This window comes from Bythopirellula superficialaquae, from assembly GCF_059632245.1.
This window is the reverse complement of record NZ_CP197426.1, coordinates 1,361,074-1,386,836: the sequence shown is the minus strand read 5'-3', so window position 1 is coordinate 1,386,836 and position 25,763 is coordinate 1,361,074. Positions and strand designations below refer to the sequence as shown.

The window sequence follows — 25,763 nt, the reverse complement described above, 5'->3', positions numbered from 1 at the left end:
ACGCTCGCCGCTAAGCCGCGAGCGGCTCAGTTCAGGGTTTCCTCTCGGTGCTGACCGGACTAAACTAGTAGTCTCTCCCTGTCACACGGAACACCGAGCCCCCACGCGGATTTCATGGCAACTGGCGGAAAAGAATTTGTTGGCCCTTATCGGCTGTATTATCTCATTCGTGCTGGCGCGATGTACGAGATTTGGGCCGTGCGCCCCATCGGCAAGAACGAAGCTTTTGCCATGAAATGGCTGCCCGCCGGTAATAAGCACACGCGCCAAGCGGCGAACGAGCTCAAGCACGAATACACCGTCGGCAAATCGCTCGAACACAAGTCGATTATCAAGACGCTCGACTTCGGCACGGCCAAGGACGGCACCTATCTGATCATGGAGCTGTTCAAGACTCCGAACCTGAAGCAGCAAATTCATGAAGGAGTCGAGCGCCTGCATTGGCGGATGGAAGCCATCCTCGGCGAGGCCGCACTCTCGATCGAGTACATGCACAAGCAGGGGTGGACTCATCGCGACATCAAGCCGGACAATTTTCTAGTAAGCGAGACGAACGAAGTCCGACTGATTGACTTTACGTTGGCTCGCAAAATCAAAACGGGTTTTTCGAAGCTGCTAGGAAACAAGGCGCCGGTGCAGGGGACTTATAGCTACATGGCCCCCGAGCAAATCCGCGGCAAGGAAGTCGATGCCCGCGCCGACATTTATAGCTTCGGCTGCATGGTTTACGAACTCATGTGCGGCAAGCTGCCTTATACCGGCACGAGTACGGCCGACTTGTTGAACAAGCATCTTAAGAGCCGGCCACAGCCGATCGGCATGTTGCAGAAGAACATTCAGCCAGACTTCGCCAATTTGATTCATCGCATGTTGGAAAAAGAACCCAAGAACCGGCCGGATTCGCTGATGGAATTTTATCGCGAATTGAAAGCAGGGCGTTGTTTCCACATCAAACCGAAGAAGCCCGTCGATAAGGTGGAAACCAAAGACGACGAACACAACTGATTCGATATAATAGAGTACCCAAAGATTTCCACGCAGAGGCGCGGGGAACGCAGAGTTTTAAACCACTTATCGACGCTAAACTTCGCTAATAGGATTTGTATTCGTTTCTTATTAGCGCCTATAAGCGTCCATTAGCGGTTAATCTGAAACAAGAATTCAAAGTTGGACTGATTATGCCTGGATACGACTTTCGACTTCCGTTTGAGCAACCGATCTTTGAGTTGCAGGAACAAATCTCCGCGCTCGAGGCTAACGAAAAGAAAACGCCCGAGCATGTCGAGCGGATTCGCGGTTTGCGCCGGCAGCTCACCGAAACGACCAAGACGATCTACAACAATCTCGATCCTTGGGAAACGGTGCAGGTCGCTCGGCATAAAGAACGTCCTAAGTTCACCGATTACTTGGATCTCGTGTTCGACGAGTTCGTGGAACTTCACGGCGACAAGTTCTTTGGTGATGACCGAGCCTTGAGAACCGGCTTTGCGAAGTTGGACGAACACAAGGTGCTCGTCGTCGGTCATGAAAAAGGCAAAACGCTCAAGGAACGCAACGAGTGCTACTTCGGTTGCGCTCATCCCGAAGGCTATCGCAAAGCGATGGAAAAGATGAAACTCGCGGCCAAGTTTCGCTTGCCAATCATAGCCATGATCGACACGCCGGGGGCTTATCCGGGAATCGGCGCCGAGGAACGCGGCCAGGCCATGGTGATCGCCCAAAGCATGCTGGAAATGTCGCGGCTACAGACTCCAATTATCTGCGTGGTGATCGGCGAAGGAGGTTCCGGCGGGGCCTTGGGGATCGGCATCGGCGATCGCGTAGCTATCTTGCAGCATGCCTATTATTCGGTGATCAGCCCTGAAGGCTGTGCCGGCATTCTTTGGAAGAGTCATAACTACGCCGAACAGGCCGCTACGGCGCTCAAAATCACGTCCAAACATCTGAGCGAAATGGGCGTTGTCGACGACGTCGTCGAAGAACCGCTCGGCGGTGCCCATCGGGATCACCACCAAATGGCGGGCCGGCTGAAGGTTTATCTGATCAAAACCTTACGCGAACTTTTGCGCAAGCCGACCGACCAGCTGCTCGTGGAACGCTACGACAAGTTCCGCCGCATGGGACCGTACTTAGAACCCGCGGCGGTGTAATTCTTCGACGCGGCATCGCGGCTAGGTATGGTGATCGCCTCGGCGGATCGGCCAACACGGCATCGGGATGATGCCGGCTAACGCAGCCAGTGAAGGGGGCTCACTCGCGAATTCGAGCCTGTTACGAACGTCCGATAATCACTGTTATGTTCGTTTCGGGGTGCGAGAATCCCGCGAAATACGCCATTTCGCCTTGGGCCCCTACTCTGTGGCGATTAAACGGCATCGGGACGATGCCGGCTAACATGTTGCTTCCGCAGCGGCCACGTTATTGAGGCCGTGGTGGCCAGGTGGCCGTTGGCAATGGCGTCGCGGCGGGCTGGGCTGGGATCGTATTGTTGGCGCTCGCCGGTAGGGTCGGCCATTCCGGGAATGCCGCCTGCGGCCAGTTGTTGGCGTGCTGTTGGCTAGTCCGCTGGCCGTTGGGATCGAGTTGTTGTTCGATTCTTTGCAAATATGGCCCGATGACGTCGTGGATCTCGGGGGGAACGACCGCGTCGGTTTTGTCGATCATCACGACGATGTAATGGCCGGTCTGGGAGGCCAGAATTTGTTCTTTTTGCGCCTGGGGCAACAGCGACACGGCGAAGAACGTGATCGCCACGCACAGCAGGATGCCTTTGGCAAAACCGAAGATCGCGCCCATCTGGCGGTCAAAGTATTCGAGCTTCACGCGGTCGATGATTCCCGACACGAAGCGGAACAAGCTCCAAATCACAAACGACGTACCCATATAGATGAGCAGCATCGCCACGAATTTGTTGAGCGGCGGGGGGGCAATTCCGGCAAAAGAGGGTGCAATTTGATCCGCAAACTTGAGCGCCACGAAATAGCTCAAAATCAACGACGCGAGCGAAGCAATCTGCCACGCCATCCCCTTCCACATTCCAAAGATCGTGGCGGCGACCAGGACGACCAACATCAAGACGTCGTAAGTTTGCATGGGAGGATGGATAGAGGGTCCAAGGGAAAGAATATTCGGGGCGAAGTATAGCCAGCGCGATTGGCCGGGCGAAGGGCAGTTCATGGTGGTGCTGGCAGTGATAGCTTTGGTTCCGCCGCTAAGCCGCAAGCGGCGAAATCGTCTGGCTCGTAACCCAGGCTTTTCTTACATTCCCCGCCCTGTCCTCTGACCTCTGACTTCTGAACCCTTACTCCATGGCCGGCTTTAAGACTCATATAACTGTCAGCACGACGCTCGGCGTGGGTTATGGCGCGGTCGGTATGTACCTGGGCCTGCCGTGGGAATCGGGTGTCATCGCTGGGGGCTTGTGTGGCATCGGTGGCATGATGCCCGACATCGATAGCGACTCCGGCGTGCCGTTTCGCGAATCGATGTGTTTTGCCGCCGCGATCATTCCCATGCTCATGCTGGGACGACTCCAAGAGATGGGCCTCAATCACGAACACGTTGTGATTGCCGCCAGTGGCATGTATCTGTTCGTGCGCTTTGTCATCGCCAGAATGCTGGCGAAGTACACGGTCCATCGCGGTATGTTTCACAGCATTCCTGCTGCGCTGATTTTCACGGGGATTGTGTTCCTGCTCTCGGCGTCGGCCAACTTGCAGTTGCGCTACTTCAAAGCGGCCGGGATGTTCCTTGGCGTGTTGTCTCATCTTACGCTCGATGAAATCTATTCAATTGAATGGACCGGCGGGCGCTGGCGGTTGAAAAAATCGTTCGGCACGGCGCTCAAACTTTGGGGCGACAACCGCTGGGCCAACTTTTCGACCTATTCCAAGCTCACGCTCGTCATCATGATGATCCTGAGCGAGCCAATGGTCATGGAGCAATATGGCCGCCCCTCGCCGATGGAGATGGCCGCCAACGGTTGGCAAGGGATTTGGAACCAACAGCAAGATCCGAATTCGCCGATCACTGGCTTCGCACCGGGTCAAGTTTATTCTCCCAATGGTTACGCGCCACAAACCGTAACACAAGGGATGACCTATCAGCCCCTGCCCGTCGATCCTTACTCCCATCAGCAGGTCGATCGCACGATCTACGATACCGCTCGAAGATTGTGGCGGCGCGTGCAAGGCGAAACGAAATAATGTTAGCCGGCATCGTCCCGATGCCGTGTGACATGACTCTCGGCATCGGGACGATGCCAGCTAACTCCTCTCCGCCGTATCGATCCAGATCGTCACGGGCCCATCGTTCACCAATTCGACGGCCATTGTTGTGCGAAATCTTCCGGTTGCGGTCGGTGTCCCCCCTTGAGCGACATACGCCACGAACCGCTCGTACATCGCCTCGGCCATTTCGGGGGGCGCGGCATCGATGAAGCTGGGTCGCCGACCTTTCTTGCAATCGCCGTACAGCGTGAATTGACTCACCACGAGCATACCGCCAGCCACATCGGCGAGCGATAGGTTCATCTTCCCCGCTTCGTCATCGAAGATTCGTAAGCCCACAATCTTATCAGCGAGCCATTTGAGTTCTGCCTCGGTGTCGGTCGCTGCCACTCCCAGCAGCACCAACAGTCCCCTGCCGATTTCACCGGTCACTTCTCCTTCGACGACGACCCGAGCTTGGGAAACTCGCTGAATACAGGCCCGCATATTGTGTCGGGGTCGATGACGACCCGGCTCGCTTATTGAAATTGAATTGCAAAAACAAGTGACTTGCGTGAACCCAATGACGCTGCCATACTTAGGCGATGAGTTCCACGGTCTTGCTCACCTATTATTGTCTTTTGATTCTCCTGGCGTCCATCGGCGGCGGGATGATCCCCGTCTGGTTTCGGCTGAGCCATCGCTGGATGGAATGCGCGGTCAGCTTTGTGGCGGGCGTGATGCTGGGGATCGGTCTCCTGCACATGCTGCCCCACGCACTCCAGCAGGCCGAGCAATCGATCCCCCCCGACCAAGCTCATTGGCAAGTCGTGATGTGGGTGCTGTATGGACTCATGTTAATGTTTTTTATCGAGCGCTTCTTTTGTTTTCACCACCATGGCGTCGAGGATGGTGAGATCGCCTGCGAACATCAGCACGATCATGGTCACAGTCACGATCACCATCACGGCCACGATCTTTCCTGGAGTGGCGCGGCACTGGGGCTGACTTTGCATAGTGTGATCGAAGGCATAGCTCTGGCGGCCGGGGTTGCCCATGGCAGCGCGGAAGTGCGGTTGGCTGGCTTCGGCACGTTTTTGGTGGTGCTCTTGCACAAGCCGTTCGACTCGATGACCATCGCCACGCTGATGGCCCACGGGGGTTGGTCGCTCACCTCGCGACACGTGGTGAACGGCTTATTCGCGCTCGCGATTCCCGTGGGCGTGCTGATCTTTCACTTTGGTTTCATGGCCGAGGGTGGCGGCGGCGACGTACTGGCCAAAGCACTAGCCTTTGCAGCGGGAACATTCTTGTGCATTGCATTGAGTGATCTGTTACCCGAGTTGCAATTCCACGACCACGATCGCGGCAAGCTTTCGTTGGCACTCTTGTTGGGACTTGCTCTCGCGTGGGGCATCTGCCAACTCGAAGGGGTGACCCATCAGCACCCCCCTACCCCGGCGTCGGCAGTCACGGAAGCCACGAGTTAGCCAGTCGAGAGCTGAGAGTCCAGAGTCGAGTGCCATACAGTGTGGCTCTCGGCTCTGGACTCCTCGCTCTTGACTCAATCACGCAAACAGCCACGTGCAAACGACCGTCACGATAACAATCCCGATGAGGTTGAGCACAAATCCCTCGTACGCCATTTGCCGGACGCTGATGCGATCCGTCCCAAACACGATAATGTTTGGGGCCGTGCCGGCAGGCATCATGAACGCGTAGCTCGAAGCAATTGCCGCGGGGACCATCAGCACTTTGTGGTCGATATTCCCCGCCTCGGCCATCGCCGCCATGATCGGCATCAAGAGTGTGGCGAGCGCCGTATTGCTTGTGAGTTCACTCGCAAATGTTGTGATGAAACAGACGAGCGCAATCAACACGGGAATCGGCAGCGAATCAAAGGCCACTAGTCCTTCGCCGATCGCTTTGCTCAAGCCCGACTTCATAAACGCATCGGCGATCACCACCCCCGCACTGAACAGCAGCAGTACACCCCACGGAATGTTCGAGGCCGTTTGCCAATCCAACAGCCGCTCGCCTTTTTCTTTACCGTTGGGAATGAGGAACATCGCCACGACGGCCAGAAACGCGACGCTTGCTTCATTGGCACCGGGCAGATCGAAGAGCCCGCTCCAACCGCCCCACGGTTCGATGCGCGTCATCCACAAGATGGCCGTGATGCCAAAGACCGTCATCGTGCGAATTTCTTCAGTCCGCCATTCGCCCACTTCCGGCATGATGATCTTTTCCGTCGCGCGCACTCCACGGGCGAGCCACAACCAAGTGAAGGGAATCATGGCGAGCAGCATCGGCGCGGTCCAAGTCATCCACTGCAAAAAGCCAATCTCTTGCCCCGTGGCGGTTTCGTAGTTCTCCATGAAGATCAAGTTCGGCGGCGTGCCGACCGGCGTACCGATCCCGCCGATGCTCGCCCCGTAAGCGATGGAGAGCAGCAGCGCGATGGTCAATTTGGTGTCAGAAACTTTTTCCACCACAGCAAGCACGATCGGCAGCAGCATCAACGTCGTCGCCGAATTCGAGATCCACATGCTCAACACCGCAGAGGCCGTGAGAAACCCCAGCACCAGTCGGCGGCCATTGTCGCCCCCCAAAAAGCTAACCATCCCCAGTGCGATCCGCCGGTGTGTGCCGCTCCGTTCCATCGCTTTGGAGAGCATAAAGCCGCCGGTGAGCAGCAGAATCATTTCGTTGCCATAGGCAGCCGCAACTTCCTTGGCGGTGAGCACGCCCACCAGGGGCAATACGGCAATCGGAATCAACGACGCGGCAGCGATGGAAATCGGCTCACAAACCCACCACATCGCCGTAAGAAAAGTGATGCCCGCGGTCCAGGCGGCGGCATTCCCAAGCCCCTGCCCTGCCACCCACCAACCGACCAGGACGGCCCCGATTGGCCCCGCCCACAATGCAAAAGATTTCATTCGCTCGTCCCAAAAAGAAAAGTGCCGAGGGCTAGTTTAACAACTGGCCCTCGGCACTGACTATGCAAAAATGAAATCACATCGCGTTATTTTTCCGCCACGTCGACTTCGCCTAACAGGCTTTCAAATTTGAGATCGGCGAGGCGGCCCTTTTGGCTTTTGCTCGCGTAGCTCACGCGGCAGGTGAAGCGTGGTTTCACCCAATGAACGCCGTCGTCGGGCATTTTTACGAATGGCGTGTGCGCGGGATAAGCGGCGAGTTGCTCGCTCAGGGCGCGTAAGTCTTTCACCGAAAGTTGCGGTGTGACTTGCCCCACGTATTGCAGTGTGCCGACGCTCGCGCCGGCGAGATACAGATTGTAAACCAGGCCTTCGCCGTTAGCACGATAGCCGACAATCAGACAATCTTCATTTTGTCGTGCCTTAGGTTGAGCATTCAAATCGTTCTTCGACTTCTTGCCTTTTTTACCGTCGACATCTTGAGTCCCCGCGAAATCCTTGATGGCCTCATCGAGCGGTTTCTCTTCTCCTTCGATACTTTGCGCTTGGGAAGCGATGGCTCCGACCAGGTTTTGTTTGACTGGCTTCTGAAATCCCCAATCCCACAATCTGTCGTAGGGAATTCCACCAATCACCGTGAACGATAGATTGAATGCCAAATAGGAACTCACCGCGAGATGGCAAAGCCATTGATAGCGCGGTAGTTCATGCACGCGCATGATCCAAGGTTTGATCGGCTTGAGAAAAAAATCCAAGAGGCCCGCCTCGCTCACTTCGCGCATGTACATCACGAACGCGGTGAATTGGCACACGGCAAGCAATGTGATGCCCGTGATCAATTGCGTGACCGCCCAAGTCGTGCGCGCGGCACTCTCTGGCGCTGTAAGTAGTCGTGCCGCGATGCTTTCGGCGACCACGACCGTCACGCAAGCGATCATCGTCCATGCCCAGGCGGGCAACTTGTAAATCGAAGATTCTTCGACTTCGCAATCGTCGTCCCCTTCCCATTGCCGATCGATCTCGACGAAGGAACCGATGCTGCCATACCAACCACACTTGCGGCAGACGAGTGTATCATGTGCATTGATCGGGGCGCCACATTTCTCGCAGCACGGGACAACGTCGCCATGTGACCTTGATTCCAACAAATCAATGGCGGAATCTTCGTCGTTAGGAGTGATCAACATCGACATGCGCGCGTTCCTTGGTCCGAGTGCGTATGAGGGACTAACATCACTAATTCGTGCGCGAACGATTCGCGTTAACCTTCCGGGCAAACATAGGTTGGTAAGCAAATCACCGCAAACACTTCTAGCGATTGCGCAGGGGAATCTCACTTGCAATTATGCGGTTGATAGCAGTAATCCGTATCGTGCCAGCGACTTGAGCAAAGCGTGCATAAGGGGTGCACAATGCACCGTAAGTAGACACCGCAATTCGTGCAACATTCGGCACGAAAACCAAGATTATTTCTCGCGGCACACCAATTGCTATTTTGGGGCTTTGCTTTGCGAATAGGCACCAGCCAATTGGCAACGCGATAAGCTAACTCGACGGCGAGTTGGTAGCATTCGTTTCACTGCGAGACCGGGAGCCGCTCCATGACGATTAGAAAGTTTTCCCACCCCATTTCCCACCTGACCCTCACCTTCCTTACGACCCTCACCCTTACCAGCAGCCTCCACGCCGTAGATACGCAGACTTCGCGTGGCACCCGTCCTGCTCCACAATACAGCGTTGATCCCAATTTATTGCCAGCGTTGTTGCCTCCGATGTCGAGATTGATCCCGTCGCCGTACAGCGATCCTCTAGCGATCAATAATCCTTTGGGAATTGATCAAACCGTTTCCGCCAAAATTGATGTGATCAAAACAGCGTCCCTTCAAGCGGAAACCGGCAATCCCAATTCTATCGAGGGATCGTTCAAGCCTGATAGCGAATCACAAAAGGCCCGACTGCCAGAGGCTCGTGATTTCACAATCAACGCGCCACTCTCCAATTCCACTCAGACCAATACGCTGGGAACCCTTCGTTCGCTCGCGCACGCCGATTGACGACCTCGGATTTTATTGAGCAAACAGAAAAGTCAGGCCTCTAAAGTCTGACTTTTCACATGGTTCCCGGACCCGGGGCAGGGTTTCGGGGACTTTTTTTGCGCGACTGGTTGGAACGTGCTTTCAAGAATCGCTATCGCGAAAGTCTGAGTTCCTGGGCGTCTTCTGGAAGATCCTGCATGCTTTGCCGCTCATGCGGATGGGCGAGCCACTCAAGAATACGCCAATCCAGCCAGCGAAAATCCTGATCGATGCCGTTGGCACCCATGAATTTGCGCACGCCAAGAAAGGCCAAGTGCCCGCCGTGGGTAGTGAGGATCGTTTCGACGCTCTCGCTGTGCGGATAATCAAACAGCGGACCGCACGGCACGACAGGATCGTCCTTGCTGAAGACAATCGTCACTGGCTGACGAATGGCCGCGAGTTTGGGTCCTGGCTGCGTCTCGCGGTAATAGTGAGCCGCCGAAGTAAAACCGCCGCTCGGTGCAATCACGATTTCATCGATGTCGCGCAACTTGCGTGGGCGCTTGGGAATCTCTTGCGGACTGATGTCGGGAAACGTCTGCCAGCGATTCACAACCTGATTCCAAATCTGTTTGACGAAGAATTTGTCGTAACGCCTTCCCAGCATCGTGCGAAAGTGGCGCTCGCAGGAAAATAAATCGATCGGGGGACAGACCACAAGTGATTTTTCAAGATTCCCGATCCGCATCTCGCCCGCCTCGGCAAGCATATTGAGAACGATCGTTCCCCCGAGCGAAAAACCCACCAACGACACGGGCGATTCTGAATAAAGCTCGCCGATCTCGCGAACCGCCGAAGCGATATCACTGTAGAGCCCACAATGAACTGGGGATTTGGCCAACCCCTCCCCTGCCCCGCAGCCACGCATGTCAGCGCGAAACGATCGATAACCCTGCGCGACAAGCTTCTCGGCCATGCGGGTCATATAGGTGCTTTGGTAGCTTCCTGCCAGACCGTGAACCAAAAGCACGCTAGGAGTCGTCTCGTCGGCATCAACGGGCGAATCTTCGTGTAGCACAATGAAGTCGCCGTCGTCGAGCAAGACTTTACGTTGCTTCGCCGTGTAGGGAGCCACTTTCCTCGGCCAATAAATCCCCATCAGGGTTTGCAGATGGGAATTGGCCAGCAAAGGATGCGGGCGAAATTTCCAGACTTCGGCAGGACGATTCGTCATGGATGAATTGGAAAGCCGCTCGCGCGGTTGCTGAAAAATTGTTGGTAATTTGTGCCGATGGCACGAACTGGTGGGACTGACAATCTATCAAAAAGTAGCTTCCGAAGTCACCACAAAACCATTGTGCCTACCGACTTGACTGCTGGCAGCGCCGCATTTTGCCCTTTCCGCAAAGTTTACCAGACTGCCTCAACCCCGGAGTCCGGTTCTGGCGTTGAGTTTCTTGCGAGTCTGACCCGAAGTTAAGAATGTGCCAGCAGCGCACGGCCATCGGAACCAGGGAAATGAACTGATGAAACTTTCTGCCTCGCCCGCTCGTGTCGCGTTTGTCGTTCACCTGGAAGGACCCCACGTGCATGATGGCCAGTCGGGAGCCGCCCATTTCGCTCGCGTTCAGCATCTCGTGCATTTATTCCGGGGCCATCATATCCCCGCGACCTGGTCGGTAGCCGGCTGCTGCGACCTGCATTTGATCCAAAATAAGAGCCTGCTCCAGTCCGATGACGAACTGGCGCTCGCAATTTCGGCGAAACAGGCCAATTCGCCGCTGCTGCGTGATTCGCTCCGCAAACGAGTCACGGCCATTCAAAACAACACGAACACGACCGTGGGATTGGTTTCTGGCGAACCAGCCCAGTTGCGCAATCACGCCGCCTTCCTGGCCGAACAGGGCTTGCGCGGGATTCTCTCGAACATGTCAAAGCGCAGGGGAGAAAACATATACTCCCCACTCCCCTGCGGCCTTTGGCAGCTTGACGAGACGCTGGCGATTCCCCACCGCTCGTGGTTGGCACGCTTGGTTTCCGGGAGCGCACTGCACCATTTGCAGAAGTTGCTCACCACGGAAAAGATGACCATAGTTTCCGTCGACGCGATGCGACTGGCTCATACGTCGTCGCGTAGCTTGCAGAATCTCGAAAAACTGTTGCGGCACGTTTCACACGCCGCCAGTCGCGAGGAAGTCGCGATCACAACAGCCGGCGAGCTACTCGCGGAACTGACCGCCACCCGCGTCGCCCGTCCGCAACATTCGATCCTCCGCGCGGCGTAAGCACTCGTGGCTTAGCGATTTCTCAAGAAGTGCTATAATCGCCCCATGCACTTCCGCGCTGTTTTTCTCTTTGTGGCACTCATCAGTGGTATTGCACTTTGCCGTGCCGCCGAGCCCGTGTTCTCGCCGTTTCTCGTAAACATGCCCATGAACAGCAACAAACGCTGCGTCGGCATCGCTGGAACCGCGGAGGCCTTGATCCAGGGTGAACGAAGTGAAAACAAACACTTCACTGTGGAAGACCTGGCTCACGACATCTACGAGAGTTTTACAAGCGGCAAGAGAGTCGCATATCCGGCGCAAATCGTTGTTGATGGTAAATCGCTGCCGATCGAAAACCCCGTTGTGCTTGAAGAACTGAGCACACGCGTTGCGAACCTTTACAAGGATCAGTTCAACAAGCTCCGCCGGACTCGTGAAGGCACCAAGAAGTTGCTTGCTGCCGAAGACCAAACGGTCAAAACTCGTGAAGATCTGGTGAAACTTCTCCAGGCAGGGCCGGAAAAGATTGGCTTCTTCTGCTGCTTTGGAACGCGTGTCTTTCCTGATGGACGGACAAGCCACACTAGTCATGCCGTTTTACTGCAACTCATGCCCCACGACAGCATTGCAGTCTACGACCCTAATGAACCTGGCGGAGCCGCTGAATGTTCGGTTGACGAAGAAGGGCTCGATTTGGAAGTCAGTTGGCGGTGCAAGTATCGCGATCAGGGAATGATCACCACGCAATACTACGAGATCGTGCCTCAAGATCGCTTCTTTTCCGCGCTCAAATAATCAGACAACCCAGCGATCCCAACCGCCGAATCGCTCTAAAATTCTTCCACGTCGGAAACTGAGCGCAATTACCGCGGCACCAATAGCGAGATTGCTCACCGTCGAGGCAGTCGTCTCGCCGTTTAAGATAAAGGAAGCCACTAGCAGCCAGGTTCCCAGGATTAAGTTGACGAGCCGCCCTCCCCTGCCGGCTTCGCTGAAGCCAATCACGGCGAACGTCACCACAAGGGCCCCCACGAAATGATTGTTGTTGGCCGAGGCTCCCACGTTTTCCAGCACCACGGGTGCTACCATCAGCCACACACCCAGGTTCGCACACACCACCAAGTTCCACGGAATCGAAAGCAGTTCCAAGCCCCCGGCCAGCTGCCGCCATAAGGGTTCTTCGTTCCCCGTGGCTTCATCGCTGGCGCGAACTTGAATCGTGCCCCCTTGCCAGAAAGCTTGCCACAACGATTGTCCTTCGCTGCGGGATCGCAACAGGAATTGGCCGGTCGCCACGACTTCGTCGATAGCCGGGCCGATCATGATCACGGTGAGTCCCGCTGTCAGCAGGCACCAGGCGCACCAAGCTCCGACCGCCACGGGCTGTAACACCACGAGAACAATGCTCACCACCCCCACGGGCACGATCATGATGCCGAACAGCACGACCGCCCACGGCATCGTTCGCCAACGCCGCGTACCACCCAGAAAACCCGTGAGGGCTTCGATCAGATACGTCACTGCCCCCAGTCCCGCATCGGAGACGGGAAATGCCTTGGAAACGTCCGACTCCAAGACATTCCGCGTTCCCTCGCCAAACACAGGATCCCAAATCTCGGTCGTATGTCCCAACTGAAACGCGGCCATGTAGCGGGCAATAAAAAACTGTAAAAACGCGCAGGCGATAATCCCAACGCGTTGTGGCCATGCGGACGGGTTGTAATTCCATCCGGGCGGAACATCGGGACCGGGTGTGGCTCGCGCTGCGACGATGCTTGGGACGATCACCGAAAACGCGACGACTAAACTCCCAATCAAATTGCTCATGTCGTATGACACGGCCGTCGGTGCCCAAAACACAAGCGGCGCGCACATCAACCATAACCCGGTGATCGCCACAAACCAACGCACCCAAGCAAACCTAGTAAAACAAGCGAGCGTACTGCCGCCGATGATGAGCGCGCTGGAGAGCAAATCACTCACCATCAAAGCGGGCGGATGCGGCTCGATCGTAAGTGCCGTGCTGGCCAGCCAGGCCCCCAAAATGATGTTCACCGCGAACGGCCACACGGGCGGACTTTCCGCCTGTTCCAAGTTTCGTGGCGCTATGTAGGCCGTAGCTGCCATGACTCGTTACCGCTCGCTTTTGCCGATGAGTTGTGCGTTCTCCTCCAAATCACTTGGCGGATCCAATTTGTTCGCCTCGTACCAGCCTTGGGGATCGGCCTTTAATTCGGCGATCATCTCGGGCAGAGTTTCGCGCAAGGAATGCTGGGCCCGCCATCCTATCAACGTCCGGGCACGTTCCGTGTCGACTTCATAATGTTCGTCGGCGAGGTCGATCATCCACGGTTTGATGAACGGCTCCTCAACAAGCGGCATGTTGTCTTGCAGCCACGCCCCAGCCTTGGCCATCACCTTGGGAATTTGCTGCGTTTCCCATTCTTCGCGATGCAATAGCCAGCCGATCAATCGCTGCAACTCGTCGTAGCTGATCGCCTCTTGCTCGGCCAACAGCAACGTCAATTCATGCGGCAACTCGGTGCGCTTCTGCACGAGCAGCACCAAGGCGTGGATCAAATCTTCGAGGTGCAAGAAAGCTTGCCCGTGAGAAAGCTCGCCGGGATAAACGCGGCTGGTGATTTGTCGTTCGAAGATTCGCTGAATTTGATTCGAGATGGGAATCGAATGGCACATTTCATCGTAGATGCCCGCGATGCGCAAAAGTACGTACGGAATGTTGCCATGCTTGTGGCGGATCAGTTTTTCGGTTTCGATCTTCGATCGGGGATAGTCCCAATTCGCATCAATCGGTGAGTCCTCGGTGATTTTCACTCCGGGGCGCGTGGGCTCCTGCACTAGCATGGTGCTGGAAAACATAAACTGGCCCACTTCAAAATCCTGAAGTCCGTTCAAGAGTCTCTCGGTGCCACGGAGAGTAATCTCGTCGTACAGCGGACTTGGTTCGCCAGAGAAATCGTAGTACGCCGCCAGATGGATCACCGACGCCAATTGATTGCCATGCCGTTCGCGGAGCGCTTTGAGTCCGCGTTGCACGCTTGCATCCGAGCCGATATCCACTTCGATGCAGTCCGCGGATTCCGGCGGATGGGGAGGTCCTTCGCGATCAAAGCCGATCACTTCGTAGCCCAATTGTTCGAGTCGCTCAACGACAGAGAAACCAATCAGCCCGCTACTGCCGGTGATGAGTACCTTCTCGCTCGGTCGAGATTTGGGGTGAGCCTCTGGGGGCAGGCGGAATTTGTCTACGGGCATCGTGACCTCCTGGCGCAAGTGTGCTTGAACCGTTTGGTCATCAAACTATGCAAAGACTATACCGGTAAGAATTTACGATGATCACGCACCACCACTTGGACGGTGAATGGCCAGAGTGGGTCCCTACAGGCCGCTGCCACAGAAATGGATCTACTTTTGTTCGCGGAACGTCGAGAAACTGACGTAACCCAAGATGAGGGACGCAATAATCGCCCCGATGTGCATTTTGTTGAAACCGGTGCTGCCGACGAAGATGTCAAGCACGAACACAACAAACACCAAGGCCGCGACGACCATGCCGGCAATCGTCATGGCTTTGGACATTTCGCGCAAACCTTCTCTGGAGGACAACAAAAGGCCGACTTAGGCCAAGGGCGTTACGAACTTCTAAGTATAATTCCCGCCACTCGGCTGTCAGGATATCTCAGCACAAAGGGGGCGAAAATCAGCCGATTTGGCGGCAAATCGGGTTCCGTTTGCACCAAAACTACGGTCTCTGCGGCCCGCGCACAAGGGCCACGGCCAGATGAATCGCCGTTACGGCGTGGCGACTGGCTCTTGGGACGCCAAGGCTTCCAGCTCGGGAGAAACGTCCAAACCACGTTCCCGGCGAATTCGGGCGACCATTCCCACGATTTCCTGGATCACGAGTTGGTTTTCGGCGATGTTTTGCCAGGCCTGAAAATAGGTCCAACACACAAAAGCCAGTCCTGCGAACGCGGCGATTAAATGCACGTTCGTCATATCGGCCGTATTAGGCCGGCCCGTGCCAGGGTCCGAGGCGGCCCCCAAGGCACCCACGGCCACAACCGTAAGCATGCCCATCACGCACCAGGGGAATGTTCGCCGTTTGAGTTGGGTGCTCCGCCGCAATGGCCCGGGATCAAGTTTGTAGGTCTCGGTCACTTCCTTGCACCACCGGCTCGTGCCGATAAAGTACGTCACCACAATGCTATGCACGAAGACCACGGCCAGCGCCGCGGCAGTCCCCGTGAGCATGTGGACCCCACGCCAACGGAGCGTGGCTTCGGTAGGGTCGTGATAGAGATCGCCAATCGTGAGGCCGATCACCAACGATGCCAAGAACAGGCCGATCGAGAGCGAAGCCAGGGTGGGAAAAATGCGGGTCATGGCCGTGACAAATTTGGTGTGCGGGAAACCATCATTTTAGTTTCCAGCCCACGAAAATGTCAGGGGCACCTACCTGCGGCTAGGGACTACGAAATTGTGGGCAATCGCCAGATCACGCACAGGCCGATGAATCCCAGCAGAAAAACCAAGGCTTGGCCATAAAACGGCAGCGGCGACACATAGGCGACGATCCCCAGTGCGATGGCCACCAAGACCGTGGCATGCCATTTGGCTCGTTGCCGCACGCCCCGATGCTCCTGCCAATCGCGCAAGACAGGCCCCACCAATTTCGACGACAGCAGGAAATTGTGAAACCGGGGCGACGAGCGTGCCGCGAAATAGCTGCTCAAAATCAGCAGCGGCGTTGTTGGCAACCCCGGCAAGAATATGCCGATGATGCCGAGAACCAAAAACAAACTGGCGAGCAGAATAAATACGGCTTTCTTGAACCCCGTCACGCCGCCCCCCAACCTTCGATGGGGAGCCCAATCGAAACCACGTTCAAATCGCCAAGGAACTCCTGCGCTTCGCGCGCGGTAAAGCCAACTTTGGGGGCGTGAAAGGTACACGTAACATCCGCCCGCACCGTTGTTGCTGAAGGCTCGCCCGTGTCGCAATCCAGCCCACTAGGGAGATCAACCGCGAGCTTAAGAATTGATTGCTCGTTCAGCCACTCAATGGCCGTCCGATACGGTTCACGTGGTTCACCCACTGCCCCCGTTCCGAGCATTGCATCAACGAGCCAATCACATCCTTGTGCCGACTTATCGAGACTCGCTACGAGCTCGGTTGCCTGAGACAAATTGGCAATGCGTAGTCCTAAACGCTCGATGATTTGAAAATTCGTTCGGGCATCGCCCGTGAATTCCTGGGCGCGTGTGAGAATCGCCACTTGCACGGCCACATCGTGAATCGCCAAATGCCGCGCGATCACGAAGCCGTCTCCGCCGTTGTTCCCCTTGCCGCAAAGAATGAGCACGTTGCGTGGGCGCGGTTCTCGATTCATGAGAACGTCAACCACGCCCCGGCCGGCATTTTCCATCAGCACAATGCCAGGGATGCCCAGTTCTTCAATCGCTCGGCGATCAACGTCACGGGATTCAGCGCGCGTAAGAGCTTTCATCCCAGGATTATATCGCAGCCTGTCGCTTCCGATTAGGGCGTGGCGAAATGCAGGCCCGTCACCGCACCGGTTTGGAACGCCGCTGCTCGCCATGTGAACGGGATCGCTTCGATGTAGTACGGCGCACAACTGCCGGGGCGATAATGACCCAAGGAGTAGATGCATTCGTTCGGTGTTTCGAGCCCCATCTTGTAAGGCAGGATCGCCACCGAACCGAAGAAGTGAGCCCCCGACATGATCGGCTGCACGCAGCGTGGCCAGGTGTGGCCGTAGCGTTCCAATTGGGTTTGCTCGAAGTAAAGCGGCTTGTGGCACAACGCCGAGGCCTTCCAAGTGTAAGTAATCTCGGGCCAAACGCGGGGTTGGAGTTCCTCATTGCCCAACTGGCATTCGTACGGAAAATCTTCCCCAGCAACCCCATCGATGTGAATGCTCAGATCGACACTGTCGATGCGATCGCTCTTGAGGGCCGCTAATTCTTCTTCGCAGCTCTTCTGGGCTTCGCGAATTTCTTCGGCCACAAAATCGTTGTTGCCAAAGGGACGCACCATTTCCGAATCTTGCCTAGGTGGCGTCTGCAATTGGAAATTCAGATCGCTCGGCCCCTTCTGGCCATTAATTTGGGTCTGATCCTCGGCTTCATCGCTGGGCTCGTCTTCCGATTCCAGCGGAGTTTGTTCCGTTTCAACTTCTTCTGCATCATCGGGCTCGACGGTTTCCAGGTCGAACGAGTCTTCCGGTTCGTAGATGCGGGGCTCGCTGGTCAATTCCTTGGGCTCACGTTGACGACGGTTGATTTCGCCTTCGACCGCGTCTTGAACGGCATCGATCCGATTCTCAAGTTGCGGAATCGGTTCGGCCTCGGGTTCGTCGAACAAATCTTCGGGAACTTGTGCCGTGCGGTCATCGGCTTCAAACGGATCGATCGTATTGAGCGATGCATCCAAGTTATTGCGATTGGTCAATACGCTCCGGCTTTCACCGGTTTGAGGAGCAGGTTGTTCGACGGGAATTTCGGCGGGTGCATCTTGCAACTCCGCGGCCAAGGCATCGTCGTCTTCCCAAGCGGCAGCCATCCGTGCCGATCCTTGGGCGACTTCCTGCGAAGCGACAAAATCGGCCGGTTGAGCTTGAGGCTGTTCAGCAATTGGAGCATCCGGAGCATCAAATTCTTGCTCCATGATTTCGGCGGTGATTGCCACACTTGGAACCGCTGCGGCGGAACGCCCCCAATTCAAACCACCGGCAGAAACGAGCGGCCCTTGAGCACTTAAGAAACCAAGTGCCAACGCGCCTGCAAATTTAATGCTCCTCCACGGACGAGAATTCGGCCGTGTAGTTGGGCGCTTCCTGCGTGATTGCAATGTCATGGGGATGATTCTCCCGCACACTCGCCGGCGACACTTGAATGAAGCGGGCGTGCGTGCGCAGCTGCTCAATTGTTTTTGTTCCGCAATAACCCATTCCTGCCCGCAAGCCACCTACCAATTGGTACAGGTAAGGACTCAGCGGACCTTTATACGGCACGCGGCCCTCGACTCCTTCGGGGACCAACTTGCCGTTGCCAGCGTTTGTATGCGACTGGCGGTATCTTTCACTCGAACCGTGGACCATCGCCCCCAACGATCCCATGCCGCGATAGGCCTTATAAGTGCGGCCCTTAAAGAGCACGCGCTCGCCTGGGCTTTCGTCGAGTCCCGCCAGCAAGCCACCCAACATCACAACGTGGGCACCCGCGGCCAGGGCTTTGGTAATATCTCCTGAAAAGCGTATGCCGCCGTCGGCGATGATCCGAGTTTTGGATCCAACGGCCGCACTCGCGACATTAATAATGGCTGTGATCTGTGGAACACCGATCCCCGAAATCACCCGCGTCGTGCAGATCGAACCAGGCCCAATGCCCACCTTCACGGCATCGGCACCCGCTCTGATCAGGTCGCGGCAACCTTCAGCCGTCGCCACGTTTCCGGCAACGACGTCGATATCCCACTTGGCTTTGAGTTGCTTGACTGTTTCGATGACGTTCGACGAGTGACCGTGGGCGCTGTCGACGACGAGCAAATCGACGTCTTTTTCGATGAGGCTCTCGGCCCGTTCAAAATCGAACACGCCAATCGCCGCACCAACTCGCAAGCGCCCCTGGGCATCTTTACAGGCCTGAGGGAATCGCCGCATCATGTCGATGTCTTTGATCGTAATCAGGCCCGTCAGTCTGTTATTTTCGTCAACCAACAGCAGCTTCTCGACCTTTTTTGCCATCAAAATCTTCTCAGCTTCCCCAAGCGTTACGGTCCCCTGTGCTGTCACCAAGGGTTCGCCGGTCATCACTTCAGAGATGGGCAAGCTATTATCTTCGAGAAAACGCAGGTCGCGGCGGGTTAGAATTCCGACGAGCTTGCCGTTTTCGGTGATCGGAATGCCCGACACGTTCGACTCGTCCATCGTCTGCCGCGCGACGGCAATGCTAGCATTGGGGGGCAGCGTCACGGGATCGACGATGATGCCGTTGGCCGAGCGTTTCACCTTGTCGACTTCCTCGGTCTGCCGCTCGATCGACATGTTCTTATGAATGACGCCGAGGCCCCCTTCTTGGGCCAGCGAGATCGCCATCTTGCTCTCGGTGACCGTATCCATGGGCGAACTGAGAATTGGCATCCGCAATTCAATGCGCTCGGTGAGCTGGGTCGTGACGTCGACCTCCGAGGGAACCACTTCGCTGTAGCGGGGTTCGATCAACACGTCGTCAAAGGTAAGAGCAGTGGTGGAAGGGAGCTTGTCCTGCATGGCGAGACTCCAGGGCTCAAGGTGAATCCCGGATTATCGGCGAGAGGGGGCGAGTTGGCAACCGGTCAGGTGAGACGTAAGCGTGAGCGCCCGGAGAAACCACGAATCGAACGAATCACACGAATAATCGAAACCATTTGTAATATTCATGGTGAACTCTAGCAGGCTCCCCGCTGGTTAATCAACAAGTGAATAGCCAATCGGCGCGACGCCCCAGTCCAATTGCTTGTGAAAATCTCCCCCATCATCCACGCCGTTCCTCATCACCGAATAAACCCCCCAACCATTATCGGTCGATTTCATCTTGAGTGGCTCGCCACTAAAGGGATCAATCGTGGCTGGTTGGGGAAGATCAATATCTCGAAGAGACGTGGCTTCTTCTCCTTGCTCTTGCTTGTAGGACTGAAGCGCATTGAAAACTCGCAAACAACGCACATCGACCAAGTTGCGATTGGCGGCGATGTGTGCCGCGTCCAATCCCGGAAAGAGTAAACCGATCAGCGAAATGCTCATCGGCGTGCTATAGGATACTTGCTGCAAAGCGGACAGCTGTTCGGAAGACTGGTACGCGGGCTTTCCCAAGAGGGGTAACGATTTCTCATAGAAGTCGATCGTGTCAGCCTTGAACAAGGTGCCTTGCCAAGTAATAGGAAAGTGGGGAAACAAATCGTCGGCACCGCTCAGATTAAGAGCGCGCTCTGATTTCATCGTGCGGACGAACCAATCGAGTTCATCGTAACTCGCCAGTTCCTGGTCGAGTGAGCGACGTAGATCGGCCTCAATCGGCCCGGTGCGCAACGCGCGATTGATCATGTCGATACCGATCCCACGCAGCGCCATCGCTTTAAGGCCGTTGACCAGGGCAGGTTCTTGTTCCTGTAGCCGAGACAACCGCATCACGAGCAGTCCCGTTTTAACGGCCTCAGCGACATTCCCTTCCGCCAATAGGACATCCAATTTCAATCGAAGCATTCGGGTACAAGTTCGTAAAGTCTGATTTTTGTCCAACATGCTCTCGAGGAATGGTTGGAATTCCAATGAGTAGTCCAAGTGCGGTGCATAGGTTTTGCACTCGATCGCTTGTCGAAGTGCCGGCTCAATCGTGGGATAGTTATCCAAAATCGAGCGAATCGCTGTGATCTCTTCGGCAGAAAGTTCCAAACCGTGGTTAGTCTTGATGTCGTAGCTTTGGCCCACAGGTGTCTTGAAGAAAAACGCTTCATCTTTGGCGAAGGCTTCGACTTGAGGAGCAATCTTTGCTAAGTATGTGGCACCATCTTCCGCGGCGGGGACTGTCTTAGGCGCCAGTTCGGCGATACTCGTGGGCTCGCCCGACGCGCGAAGTTCAGCCAATCGCGGTGCAAGTCTGAGGTTGGCCCATACCGAAACACCGGCGTAGGCAATCATTATCAAGGCAATTAGGGCAAGTACCAAATAACCGATCCATTTCCAAAATCGTTTGCTGGTCAAAAACATGCCCGTTACCTCAGGTTAAGTTTCGAGTCTACCAACTATCTTTCGTCGCGCAGGGTCTAATCTTGCCCTTAAATCTTCGAGATAGCCTGCTAGAATATTCCATAACCAAATAGGAATGCTCCCATGCCAACCCCGCCCCCGATTCACCGTGATGCCGATGGCCGGCCCGATTTTATGGTCGTGCTGGGCGTTGCTCCTCCTTATGCGGAGGAAGACGTCAAGCAGGCCTATTTCACCAAGGCCAAGGAATTGCATCCCGACCATGGTGGAAACGCCCACGACTTTGCGGCGCTCCATGAAGCGTTTCAACAAGCGCAAGCCTATTTGGAATTCCGTGCGAACTCACGCGGCTGGATCGCTCGGCAGATGGATGGCTATCTGCAATCCCGCGACGTCATTGCGAAACTCACGGCGATGGGTGCGAACGTCGAAACGAGCATGATCGATTGGCTGCAGCGCTCGTTTGGCGACTTTGCCGAACTCACCGACGCGATCACGGCGATCCGCCTGGAAAACTCGCAGCAGGCCGAGGCGATGATCGATCTGATGATTGCCAATCGGACGGCGCTAGAAAAACTGATCCGTCTGGAACTTCCCGGCTGCACGCTTTCCGATGAGAGTGCCCTGCAGCTGGCAGCTTTCCAGCAATTGCATCACCTGGATCTTTCGGGGACGCAAATCACCAAGGCAGCGTTGGAGTTGGTCGAGGCCCTGCCCGCTCTCGAGTCCTTTGAAGTCAACGACACAGGCGTCGGTTGGTGGGCCCGGCGGAAGCTCGCCTCGCAGCTACTCCAACGGAGTGAAGAGATCCCCACGCTCGTGGAATAGCCTGTTTAATCCCCCTTCAGCGCATAAAAAAACCGGAGGCCGTCCGAAGACGGCCCCCGGCGAGGGGGATGTTCCCTTAAGCGATTCGAACCTTAGTAGGTCAGGATCGCATCACATGCCATCATGTCGCGGTCAATTCCTTCAGCGGGGCACCAGTCCTTACGAACTTCAGGACGAATCATCAGGTTGCCAAGCAACTTGACGTTCACGCCACCGGTGACTTCGTACCGCGAAGAATGGGTATTGTACGGAGCGAATGGGCCCGCACCTTTCCACCATTCGAGACGGGTACCTAAGCCGATGATGTCGTTCCATTGATAGATCAAGTACTGGTTGACACCCACGTTGTCGATGCGGGGATTGCCGGCATCGTTATTTTCGTCCGTCGACAGGTAGTCGGTCTGGAAGATATAGCTCAACTTGTCGGTCAAACCGGCATTCATCACGATGCTGTGCGAGTAGCTGTCGTCGCCACCACCATCCTTGAGACCGAAGTTGCCATAGGTCAGCAAGTAGGTGAAGGAGACGGATTCAGCCATCTCGGCCGTGAAACCGCCGAGGTAGTTGCTGCCACCATTGGCGTTTGTAAAGCCGGTATCCCAACCTGCGGTCCAGCCGTTGTACACGGTCAAGCCTTCAAAGCCGGTATAGGTGGTCAACACGCCCGTATGAGTAAACGGTTCGCTGTTGTACATCGTGTACGAATGGCTAAAGAAGAAGTTGCCAGTCGCGGGAATCACTTCGTAACCCAGCGGGGTAAAGAAGTGACCAACTTTGGCGGTGAAATCGCCAGCGGCAATTTCGCCGTACGCTTGGGGGATAGCCCAACCGTACACGCCATTGTCCCAACCGTTATCCCATTCGTTGCCGGGGTTGCCAAACGCTTGGGTCTTTTGAGCTTGAGTACCGTAGATAAAGTCACCACGGAAACCCCAGTCCAAGCCGTTCGAACCATCAGCGGTCTTACCGGCATAGAACCATTGTTGAGCAACTTGCAATTCACGAGGAACGTCGTCGAACGATCCCAAGTCGCCACGAGTCACCGAGAGGGGTTCCTGACGGTCATAGTAAGCGATTTGAGTCCAGCCGCCGATTTCCAGCCAAGAGTCTTCCAAGCCAAGTGCGCTGGCCAGGGTGAAATTCTCGAGGCAACCACCGCCGATGCCGCTGAACAAGCCAACTGCACCAACGCCACAACCACAGTCACAGGGATCGCCGCATTCGCAGCCGGGATCACAAGAATCTTCATCGCAACTGGCAGGTGTTACGAACGAATTCGACCACTGCACGTTGCCTTCCACGGCGAACACCGGCGCCGCAGACAGCACAAGAGCAGCGATACCTGCTGTCCAAGTTTTTAACTTCACCTTATAGCTCCTTCTGTTCTGCCCTTTGCCGGATTGGTTCCAACCAACGATCGCAACTGGGCAAGGTTTATTTGACGAACTCCGGTCCCAATGGACGGTCGACATGGGGACCGTATTCGCGGGAGATGCGTCCGCCTCGCTCTCATGTATCGACTGTGCCGAGAACACCAGTCGAGCCACGGCCACGCATTTCTCTCAAAACACCGCTCGTAACACGTGGTTTTTGTGAAAGATTACCGGTTGTACGGATCGCACGACCGTCCACTGCAGATTCCACAGTGGGATTGGCCTTATCAGATATCACGCCAGCGTGGGAAAAGCTTCCGTGCGCGAAAAGAACTTCGCAATCGGCAAAGTTTAACACCGTGCATTGGACTGCGAGTTTTCGGCCGAGATTTAGCCCCGCACTATTTAACGGGCCGCACCATTTAATGGGAATGAGGATGCGCGTGGTCGTGGGCTGTTTCGCTTTCCAGCCTCCAAGAATCGACAAGCCATTCGCCCCCGCGACTGGGGCTGATTGAACGCAACAAAACAAGCTTCATCGTGAGCGAATCGTCGGGCTTAACGGTTTGGTAAGTCACCTCCGCGCGGGGGTTCGGCCCGTCGGCATCGGACTTGAAATCCCGCACGGCAAACTCCAACTCACCATGCTGGGCTTCTTCTTGAAGCTTGGCGGCTAACGGATCTTCCCCCAGCTTGACCACATACATTTGCTCATCAAAAGTCTGCGGCTGCCCGCCAGGAGATGGGGGACCCATCAGATACATCTTGGCGTTGCCCGTAATGCCGTTGAGAGCTTGTTGATTTTCTGCTTTGGCCAAGAGCTGCAACCACTCTTGCGCGCTCGCATCGGCTTGGCTTTGATAAAAGCGATCGCGAACTTTAACCCGCAAAGGGCCGGCCACCACGCAAACGACGCTCAAAGCCAACGCGATGTAAACAAGTTTTGTCCCCGAAAGCGCCCCCGCCGAGTTGTTGATCCGTAGCACGGCCAGGAGCGACACAATAATTCCGGCAATTGGCACGACGACCAACAGTGGCGACAACAGTGCTACCAGGGAAGCCAAGCCCAGCAAAAATGCGCACACCGCCAGACTGCTCAGCGAAGTGTATCGGCCTAACTCGTCTGCTTCGTAGCTATCCATCAAGTTGCCGCCTGACGTGCAAATGGCTGTCCCATCGAAAGTATGCCGTAAACCACCATATTAACTGAGGTCAATACTTTCGCAACACGTCGGCCACTTCGGCACATTGCTCTTTCGTAACGTCGAGATGCGTGACGGCCCGCACTTTCTGCGGCGACGTGGCGTTCATGCGAATGCCGATCTTCAGGAGTTGCTCGCAAAATTCGGCTGCCGGGCCCAACTCGTCGGCCACGGTGAAAATCACGATGTTGGTATCAACCTGATCCGAGATCAAAGCCAACTTTGGGTTCTCGCGAATCCCCGCTGCCAAGATTTGCGCTTTCTCGTGATCCTCGACCAAGCGATCAATATGATGATCAAGTGCAAAGAGCGCTGCCGCTGCGAGGCTGCCGATTTGTCGCATGCCGCCACCGAGCATCTTGCGACGACGGCGAGCCTGTTTAATTTTTTCGGTCGGGCCACATAACGCCGAACCCACCGGCGCGCCTAAACCTTTGCTAAAGCATACGCTCACCGTGTCGAAATGCTGAGCCCAATCTTTGGCAGGTATTCCAGAAGCCACCACGGCGTTGAACAACCGCGCGCCATCCAAATGCCTCGCCAGATCATGCGCGGCCGCCCAAGCGCAAATTTCTACCACGCCCTCGTAAGGCAACACCCGCCCGGCCGCGCGATTGTGAGTTTGCTCTAAACAGATTAACCGCGTCCGTGCCAAATGATCGTTCGGACCACGTATCTGATCGCGCAATTGATCGAGATGCAAAATCCCGTTCTCCCCCTGAATGGGATTCACCCCCAAACCACCGACTTGTGCGTAGCCGGCTTGCTCATAATTAAGGATGTGGCAGTTGGCCTCGCAGAGAAATTCCTCGCCGGGGATGGCATGCACCAACAGGCCAATCAAGTTGCTCATCGTCCCCGAAGGCATGAACAACGCCGCTTCCTTGCCAAGCATCTGTGCGATGCGGGCCTCAAGCTTGACCGTCGTCGGATCTTCGCCAAAGACGTCGTCCCCCACCTCGGCGGCGGCCATCGCGGCACGCATTTCCAGCGTGGGCCGAGTGATTGTGTCGCTCAGTAGGTCAATCCGGACGGCAGGGGCCGAGACACCTTTCATTTTTTCGCTCCGCAAGAAACAATAGCCTTTTCAAAAATAATGAGCCGCCGGTGATTATCTCGTGTCCTTCTCTGGCGG

25 protein-coding genes are annotated in these 25,763 nt (G+C 55.8%); 8 read left to right on the top strand and 17 right to left on the bottom strand.

Annotated features, from left to right (window positions below; all coding sequences use genetic code 11):
* Window positions 1–114: 114 nt before the first annotated feature.
* On the top strand, window positions 115–1,005 hold the full coding sequence (locus SH678x_RS05705; RefSeq protein ID WP_496921924.1) for a serine/threonine protein kinase: 891 nt from the start codon (window positions 115–117) through the stop codon (window positions 1,003–1,005).
* A gap of 173 nt (window positions 1,006–1,178) precedes the next feature.
* Window positions 1,179–2,150, top strand: coding sequence for an acetyl-CoA carboxylase carboxyltransferase subunit alpha (locus SH678x_RS05700; RefSeq protein ID WP_496921923.1), 972 nt, complete (start codon window positions 1,179–1,181; stop codon window positions 2,148–2,150).
* A 268-nt stretch (window positions 2,151–2,418) separates the two neighbouring features.
* Here SH678x_RS05700 and SH678x_RS05695 read toward each other — a convergent pair whose 3' ends face one another.
* Window positions 2,419–3,093: a CvpA family protein gene (locus SH678x_RS05695; RefSeq protein ID WP_496921922.1), complete on the bottom strand. Its 675-nt coding sequence runs from the start codon at window positions 3,091–3,093 to the stop codon at window positions 2,419–2,421.
* Window positions 3,094–3,308: 215 nt separating this feature from the next.
* Between SH678x_RS05695 and SH678x_RS05690 the strand changes: the two genes are divergently transcribed.
* A complete protein-coding gene (locus tag SH678x_RS05690) occupies window positions 3,309–4,205 on the top strand; it encodes a metal-dependent hydrolase (RefSeq protein WP_496921921.1) in 897 nt (298 codons plus the stop codon).
* 60 nt (window positions 4,206–4,265) lie between these two features.
* Here the strand turns inward: SH678x_RS05690 and dtd are convergent, their stop codons facing one another.
* Entirely contained in the window at window positions 4,266–4,715 is a 450-nt protein-coding gene (dtd, locus tag SH678x_RS05685) for a D-aminoacyl-tRNA deacylase (protein ID WP_496921920.1), read from the bottom strand.
* A 98-nt stretch (window positions 4,716–4,813) separates the two neighbouring features.
* Here dtd and SH678x_RS05680 point away from each other — a divergent pair, with 98 nt between their 5' ends.
* Window positions 4,814–5,698, top strand: coding sequence for a ZIP family metal transporter (locus SH678x_RS05680; RefSeq protein ID WP_496921919.1), 885 nt, complete (start codon window positions 4,814–4,816; stop codon window positions 5,696–5,698).
* Window positions 5,699–5,776: 78 nt separating this feature from the next.
* On the opposite strand, the gene SH678x_RS05675 is transcribed toward SH678x_RS05680, so the two are convergent.
* Both SH678x_RS05675 and SH678x_RS05670 read right to left on the bottom strand, forming a co-directional pair.
* The gene (locus tag SH678x_RS05675; protein ID WP_496921918.1) at window positions 5,777–7,150 is read right to left on the bottom strand and encodes an SLC13 family permease; all 1,374 of its coding nucleotides are present in this window, start codon (window positions 7,148–7,150) and stop codon (window positions 5,777–5,779) included.
* Window positions 7,151–7,236: 86 nt separating this feature from the next.
* On the bottom strand, window positions 7,237–8,343 hold the full coding sequence (locus SH678x_RS05670) for an ATP dependent DNA ligase (protein WP_496921917.1): 1,107 nt from the start codon (window positions 8,341–8,343) through the stop codon (window positions 7,237–7,239).
* 408 nt (window positions 8,344–8,751) lie between these two features.
* Between SH678x_RS05670 and SH678x_RS05665 the strand changes: the two genes are divergently transcribed.
* Window positions 8,752–9,204: a hypothetical protein gene (locus SH678x_RS05665; protein WP_496921916.1), complete on the top strand. Its 453-nt coding sequence runs from the start codon at window positions 8,752–8,754 to the stop codon at window positions 9,202–9,204.
* A 133-nt stretch (window positions 9,205–9,337) separates the two neighbouring features.
* Here the strand turns inward: SH678x_RS05665 and SH678x_RS05660 are convergent, their stop codons facing one another.
* Window positions 9,338–10,402: a YheT family hydrolase gene (locus SH678x_RS05660; RefSeq protein ID WP_496921915.1), complete on the bottom strand. Its 1,065-nt coding sequence runs from the start codon at window positions 10,400–10,402 to the stop codon at window positions 9,338–9,340.
* A 292-nt stretch (window positions 10,403–10,694) separates the two neighbouring features.
* Here SH678x_RS05660 and SH678x_RS05655 point away from each other — a divergent pair, with 292 nt between their 5' ends.
* Both SH678x_RS05655 and SH678x_RS05650 read left to right on the top strand, forming a co-directional pair.
* Window positions 10,695–11,453, top strand: coding sequence for a hypothetical protein (locus SH678x_RS05655; protein ID WP_496921914.1), 759 nt, complete (start codon window positions 10,695–10,697; stop codon window positions 11,451–11,453).
* A gap of 45 nt (window positions 11,454–11,498) precedes the next feature.
* Window positions 11,499–12,230 (top strand): hypothetical protein, encoded by a 732-nt coding sequence (locus tag SH678x_RS05650; protein ID WP_496921913.1) that lies wholly within the window; start codon window positions 11,499–11,501, stop codon window positions 12,228–12,230.
* Here the strand turns inward: SH678x_RS05650 and SH678x_RS05645 are convergent, their stop codons facing one another.
* The 9 genes from SH678x_RS05645 to SH678x_RS05605 all read right to left on the bottom strand — a co-directional run bounded on the left by SH678x_RS05645 (window position 12,231) and on the right by SH678x_RS05605 (window position 21,225).
* Window positions 12,231–13,562, bottom strand: a complete 1,332-nt coding sequence (locus SH678x_RS05645) for a vitamin K epoxide reductase family protein (RefSeq protein ID WP_496921912.1) — start codon at window positions 13,560–13,562, stop codon at window positions 12,231–12,233. It abuts the gene before it with no gap.
* A 6-nt stretch (window positions 13,563–13,568) separates the two neighbouring features.
* Window positions 13,569–14,711 carry an NAD-dependent epimerase/dehydratase family protein gene (locus tag SH678x_RS05640; protein ID WP_496921911.1) on the bottom strand — a complete coding sequence of 381 codons (1,143 nt, stop codon included), beginning with the start codon at window positions 14,709–14,711 and terminating at the stop codon, window positions 13,569–13,571.
* A gap of 150 nt (window positions 14,712–14,861) precedes the next feature.
* Window positions 14,862–15,035, bottom strand: coding sequence for a hypothetical protein (locus tag SH678x_RS05635; protein WP_496921910.1), 174 nt, complete (start codon window positions 15,033–15,035; stop codon window positions 14,862–14,864).
* A gap of 213 nt (window positions 15,036–15,248) precedes the next feature.
* Window positions 15,249–15,842, bottom strand: a complete 594-nt coding sequence (locus tag SH678x_RS05630) for a hypothetical protein (protein WP_496921909.1) — start codon at window positions 15,840–15,842, stop codon at window positions 15,249–15,251.
* Window positions 15,843–15,928: 86 nt separating this feature from the next.
* A complete protein-coding gene (locus SH678x_RS05625; RefSeq protein ID WP_496921908.1) occupies window positions 15,929–16,300 on the bottom strand; it encodes a YbaN family protein in 372 nt (123 codons plus the stop codon).
* Window positions 16,297–16,965, bottom strand: coding sequence for an NAD(P)H-hydrate epimerase (locus tag SH678x_RS05620; protein ID WP_496921907.1), 669 nt, complete (start codon window positions 16,963–16,965; stop codon window positions 16,297–16,299). Before SH678x_RS05620 ends, SH678x_RS05625 begins: the two co-directional genes overlap by 4 nt.
* Before the next feature lie 32 nt (window positions 16,966–16,997).
* Window positions 16,998–18,167 carry a hypothetical protein gene (locus tag SH678x_RS05615; protein WP_496921906.1) on the bottom strand — a complete coding sequence of 390 codons (1,170 nt, stop codon included), beginning with the start codon at window positions 18,165–18,167 and terminating at the stop codon, window positions 16,998–17,000.
* Window positions 18,168–18,267: 100 nt separating this feature from the next.
* Window positions 18,268–19,749, bottom strand: a complete 1,482-nt coding sequence (guaB, locus tag SH678x_RS05610) for an IMP dehydrogenase (protein ID WP_496921905.1) — start codon at window positions 19,747–19,749, stop codon at window positions 18,268–18,270.
* Between the two features lie 177 nt (window positions 19,750–19,926).
* Window positions 19,927–21,225 (bottom strand): hypothetical protein, encoded by a 1,299-nt coding sequence (locus SH678x_RS05605; protein WP_496921904.1) that lies wholly within the window; start codon window positions 21,223–21,225, stop codon window positions 19,927–19,929.
* A 123-nt stretch (window positions 21,226–21,348) separates the two neighbouring features.
* On the opposite strand from SH678x_RS05605, the gene SH678x_RS05600 reads away from it, so the two are divergent.
* Window positions 21,349–22,053 carry a J domain-containing protein gene (locus SH678x_RS05600; RefSeq protein ID WP_496921903.1) on the top strand — a complete coding sequence of 235 codons (705 nt, stop codon included), beginning with the start codon at window positions 21,349–21,351 and terminating at the stop codon, window positions 22,051–22,053.
* A 92-nt stretch (window positions 22,054–22,145) separates the two neighbouring features.
* Here the strand turns inward: SH678x_RS05600 and SH678x_RS05595 are convergent, their stop codons facing one another.
* The 3 genes from SH678x_RS05595 to SH678x_RS05585 all read right to left on the bottom strand — a co-directional run bounded on the left by SH678x_RS05595 (window position 22,146) and on the right by SH678x_RS05585 (window position 25,685).
* Window positions 22,146–23,420 carry an outer membrane beta-barrel protein gene (locus SH678x_RS05595; RefSeq protein WP_496921902.1) on the bottom strand — a complete coding sequence of 425 codons (1,275 nt, stop codon included), beginning with the start codon at window positions 23,418–23,420 and terminating at the stop codon, window positions 22,146–22,148.
* A 428-nt stretch (window positions 23,421–23,848) separates the two neighbouring features.
* Complete coding sequence (locus tag SH678x_RS05590; RefSeq protein ID WP_496921901.1) at window positions 23,849–24,568, bottom strand: hypothetical protein; 720 nt, start codon at window positions 24,566–24,568, stop codon at window positions 23,849–23,851.
* Between the two features lie 70 nt (window positions 24,569–24,638).
* Window positions 24,639–25,685 carry a threonine aldolase family protein gene (locus tag SH678x_RS05585; protein ID WP_496921900.1) on the bottom strand — a complete coding sequence of 349 codons (1,047 nt, stop codon included), beginning with the start codon at window positions 25,683–25,685 and terminating at the stop codon, window positions 24,639–24,641.
* Between the last annotated feature and the right edge of the window lie 78 nt (window positions 25,686–25,763).

Excerpts from the sequence above, each read along its gene's own strand:
- SH678x_RS05680 (WP_496921919.1), top strand. The coding sequence starts at position 4,814 with ATGAGTTCCACGGTCTTGCTCACCTATTATTGTCTTTTGATTCTCCTG.
- SH678x_RS05690 (WP_496921921.1), top strand. The coding sequence starts at position 3,309 with ATGGCCGGCTTTAAGACTCATATAACTGTCAGCACGACGCTCGGCGTG.
- dtd (WP_496921920.1), bottom strand. The coding sequence starts at position 4,715 with ATGCGGGCCTGTATTCAGCGAGTTTCCCAAGCTCGGGTCGTCGTCGAA.
- SH678x_RS05630 (WP_496921909.1), bottom strand. The coding sequence starts at position 15,842 with ATGACCCGCATTTTTCCCACCCTGGCTTCGCTCTCGATCGGCCTGTTC.
- SH678x_RS05605 (WP_496921904.1), bottom strand. The coding sequence starts at position 21,225 with ATGTTTTTGACCAGCAAACGATTTTGGAAATGGATCGGTTATTTGGTA.
- SH678x_RS05675 (WP_496921918.1), bottom strand. The coding sequence starts at position 7,150 with ATGAAATCTTTTGCATTGTGGGCGGGGCCAATCGGGGCCGTCCTGGTC.
- SH678x_RS05665 (WP_496921916.1), top strand. The coding sequence starts at position 8,752 with ATGACGATTAGAAAGTTTTCCCACCCCATTTCCCACCTGACCCTCACC.
- guaB (WP_496921905.1), bottom strand. The coding sequence starts at position 19,749 with ATGCAGGACAAGCTCCCTTCCACCACTGCTCTTACCTTTGACGACGTG.
- SH678x_RS05645 (WP_496921912.1), bottom strand. The coding sequence starts at position 13,562 with ATGGCAGCTACGGCCTACATAGCGCCACGAAACTTGGAACAGGCGGAA.
- SH678x_RS05660 (WP_496921915.1), bottom strand. The coding sequence starts at position 10,402 with ATGACGAATCGTCCTGCCGAAGTCTGGAAATTTCGCCCGCATCCTTTG.
- SH678x_RS05650 (WP_496921913.1), top strand. The coding sequence starts at position 11,499 with ATGCACTTCCGCGCTGTTTTTCTCTTTGTGGCACTCATCAGTGGTATT.
- SH678x_RS05670 (WP_496921917.1), bottom strand. The coding sequence starts at position 8,343 with ATGTCGATGTTGATCACTCCTAACGACGAAGATTCCGCCATTGATTTG.
- SH678x_RS05705 (WP_496921924.1), top strand. The coding sequence starts at position 115 with ATGGCAACTGGCGGAAAAGAATTTGTTGGCCCTTATCGGCTGTATTAT.
- SH678x_RS05600 (WP_496921903.1), top strand. The coding sequence starts at position 21,349 with ATGCCAACCCCGCCCCCGATTCACCGTGATGCCGATGGCCGGCCCGAT.
- SH678x_RS05590 (WP_496921901.1), bottom strand. The coding sequence starts at position 24,568 with ATGGATAGCTACGAAGCAGACGAGTTAGGCCGATACACTTCGCTGAGC.
- SH678x_RS05700 (WP_496921923.1), top strand. The coding sequence starts at position 1,179 with ATGCCTGGATACGACTTTCGACTTCCGTTTGAGCAACCGATCTTTGAG.
- SH678x_RS05655 (WP_496921914.1), top strand. The coding sequence starts at position 10,695 with ATGAAACTTTCTGCCTCGCCCGCTCGTGTCGCGTTTGTCGTTCACCTG.
- SH678x_RS05695 (WP_496921922.1), bottom strand. The coding sequence starts at position 3,093 with ATGCAAACTTACGACGTCTTGATGTTGGTCGTCCTGGTCGCCGCCACG.
- SH678x_RS05635 (WP_496921910.1), bottom strand. The coding sequence starts at position 15,035 with ATGTCCAAAGCCATGACGATTGCCGGCATGGTCGTCGCGGCCTTGGTG.
- SH678x_RS05585 (WP_496921900.1), bottom strand. The coding sequence starts at position 25,685 with ATGAAAGGTGTCTCGGCCCCTGCCGTCCGGATTGACCTACTGAGCGAC.
- SH678x_RS05640 (WP_496921911.1), bottom strand. The coding sequence starts at position 14,711 with ATGCCCGTAGACAAATTCCGCCTGCCCCCAGAGGCTCACCCCAAATCT.
- SH678x_RS05620 (WP_496921907.1), bottom strand. The coding sequence starts at position 16,965 with ATGAAAGCTCTTACGCGCGCTGAATCCCGTGACGTTGATCGCCGAGCG.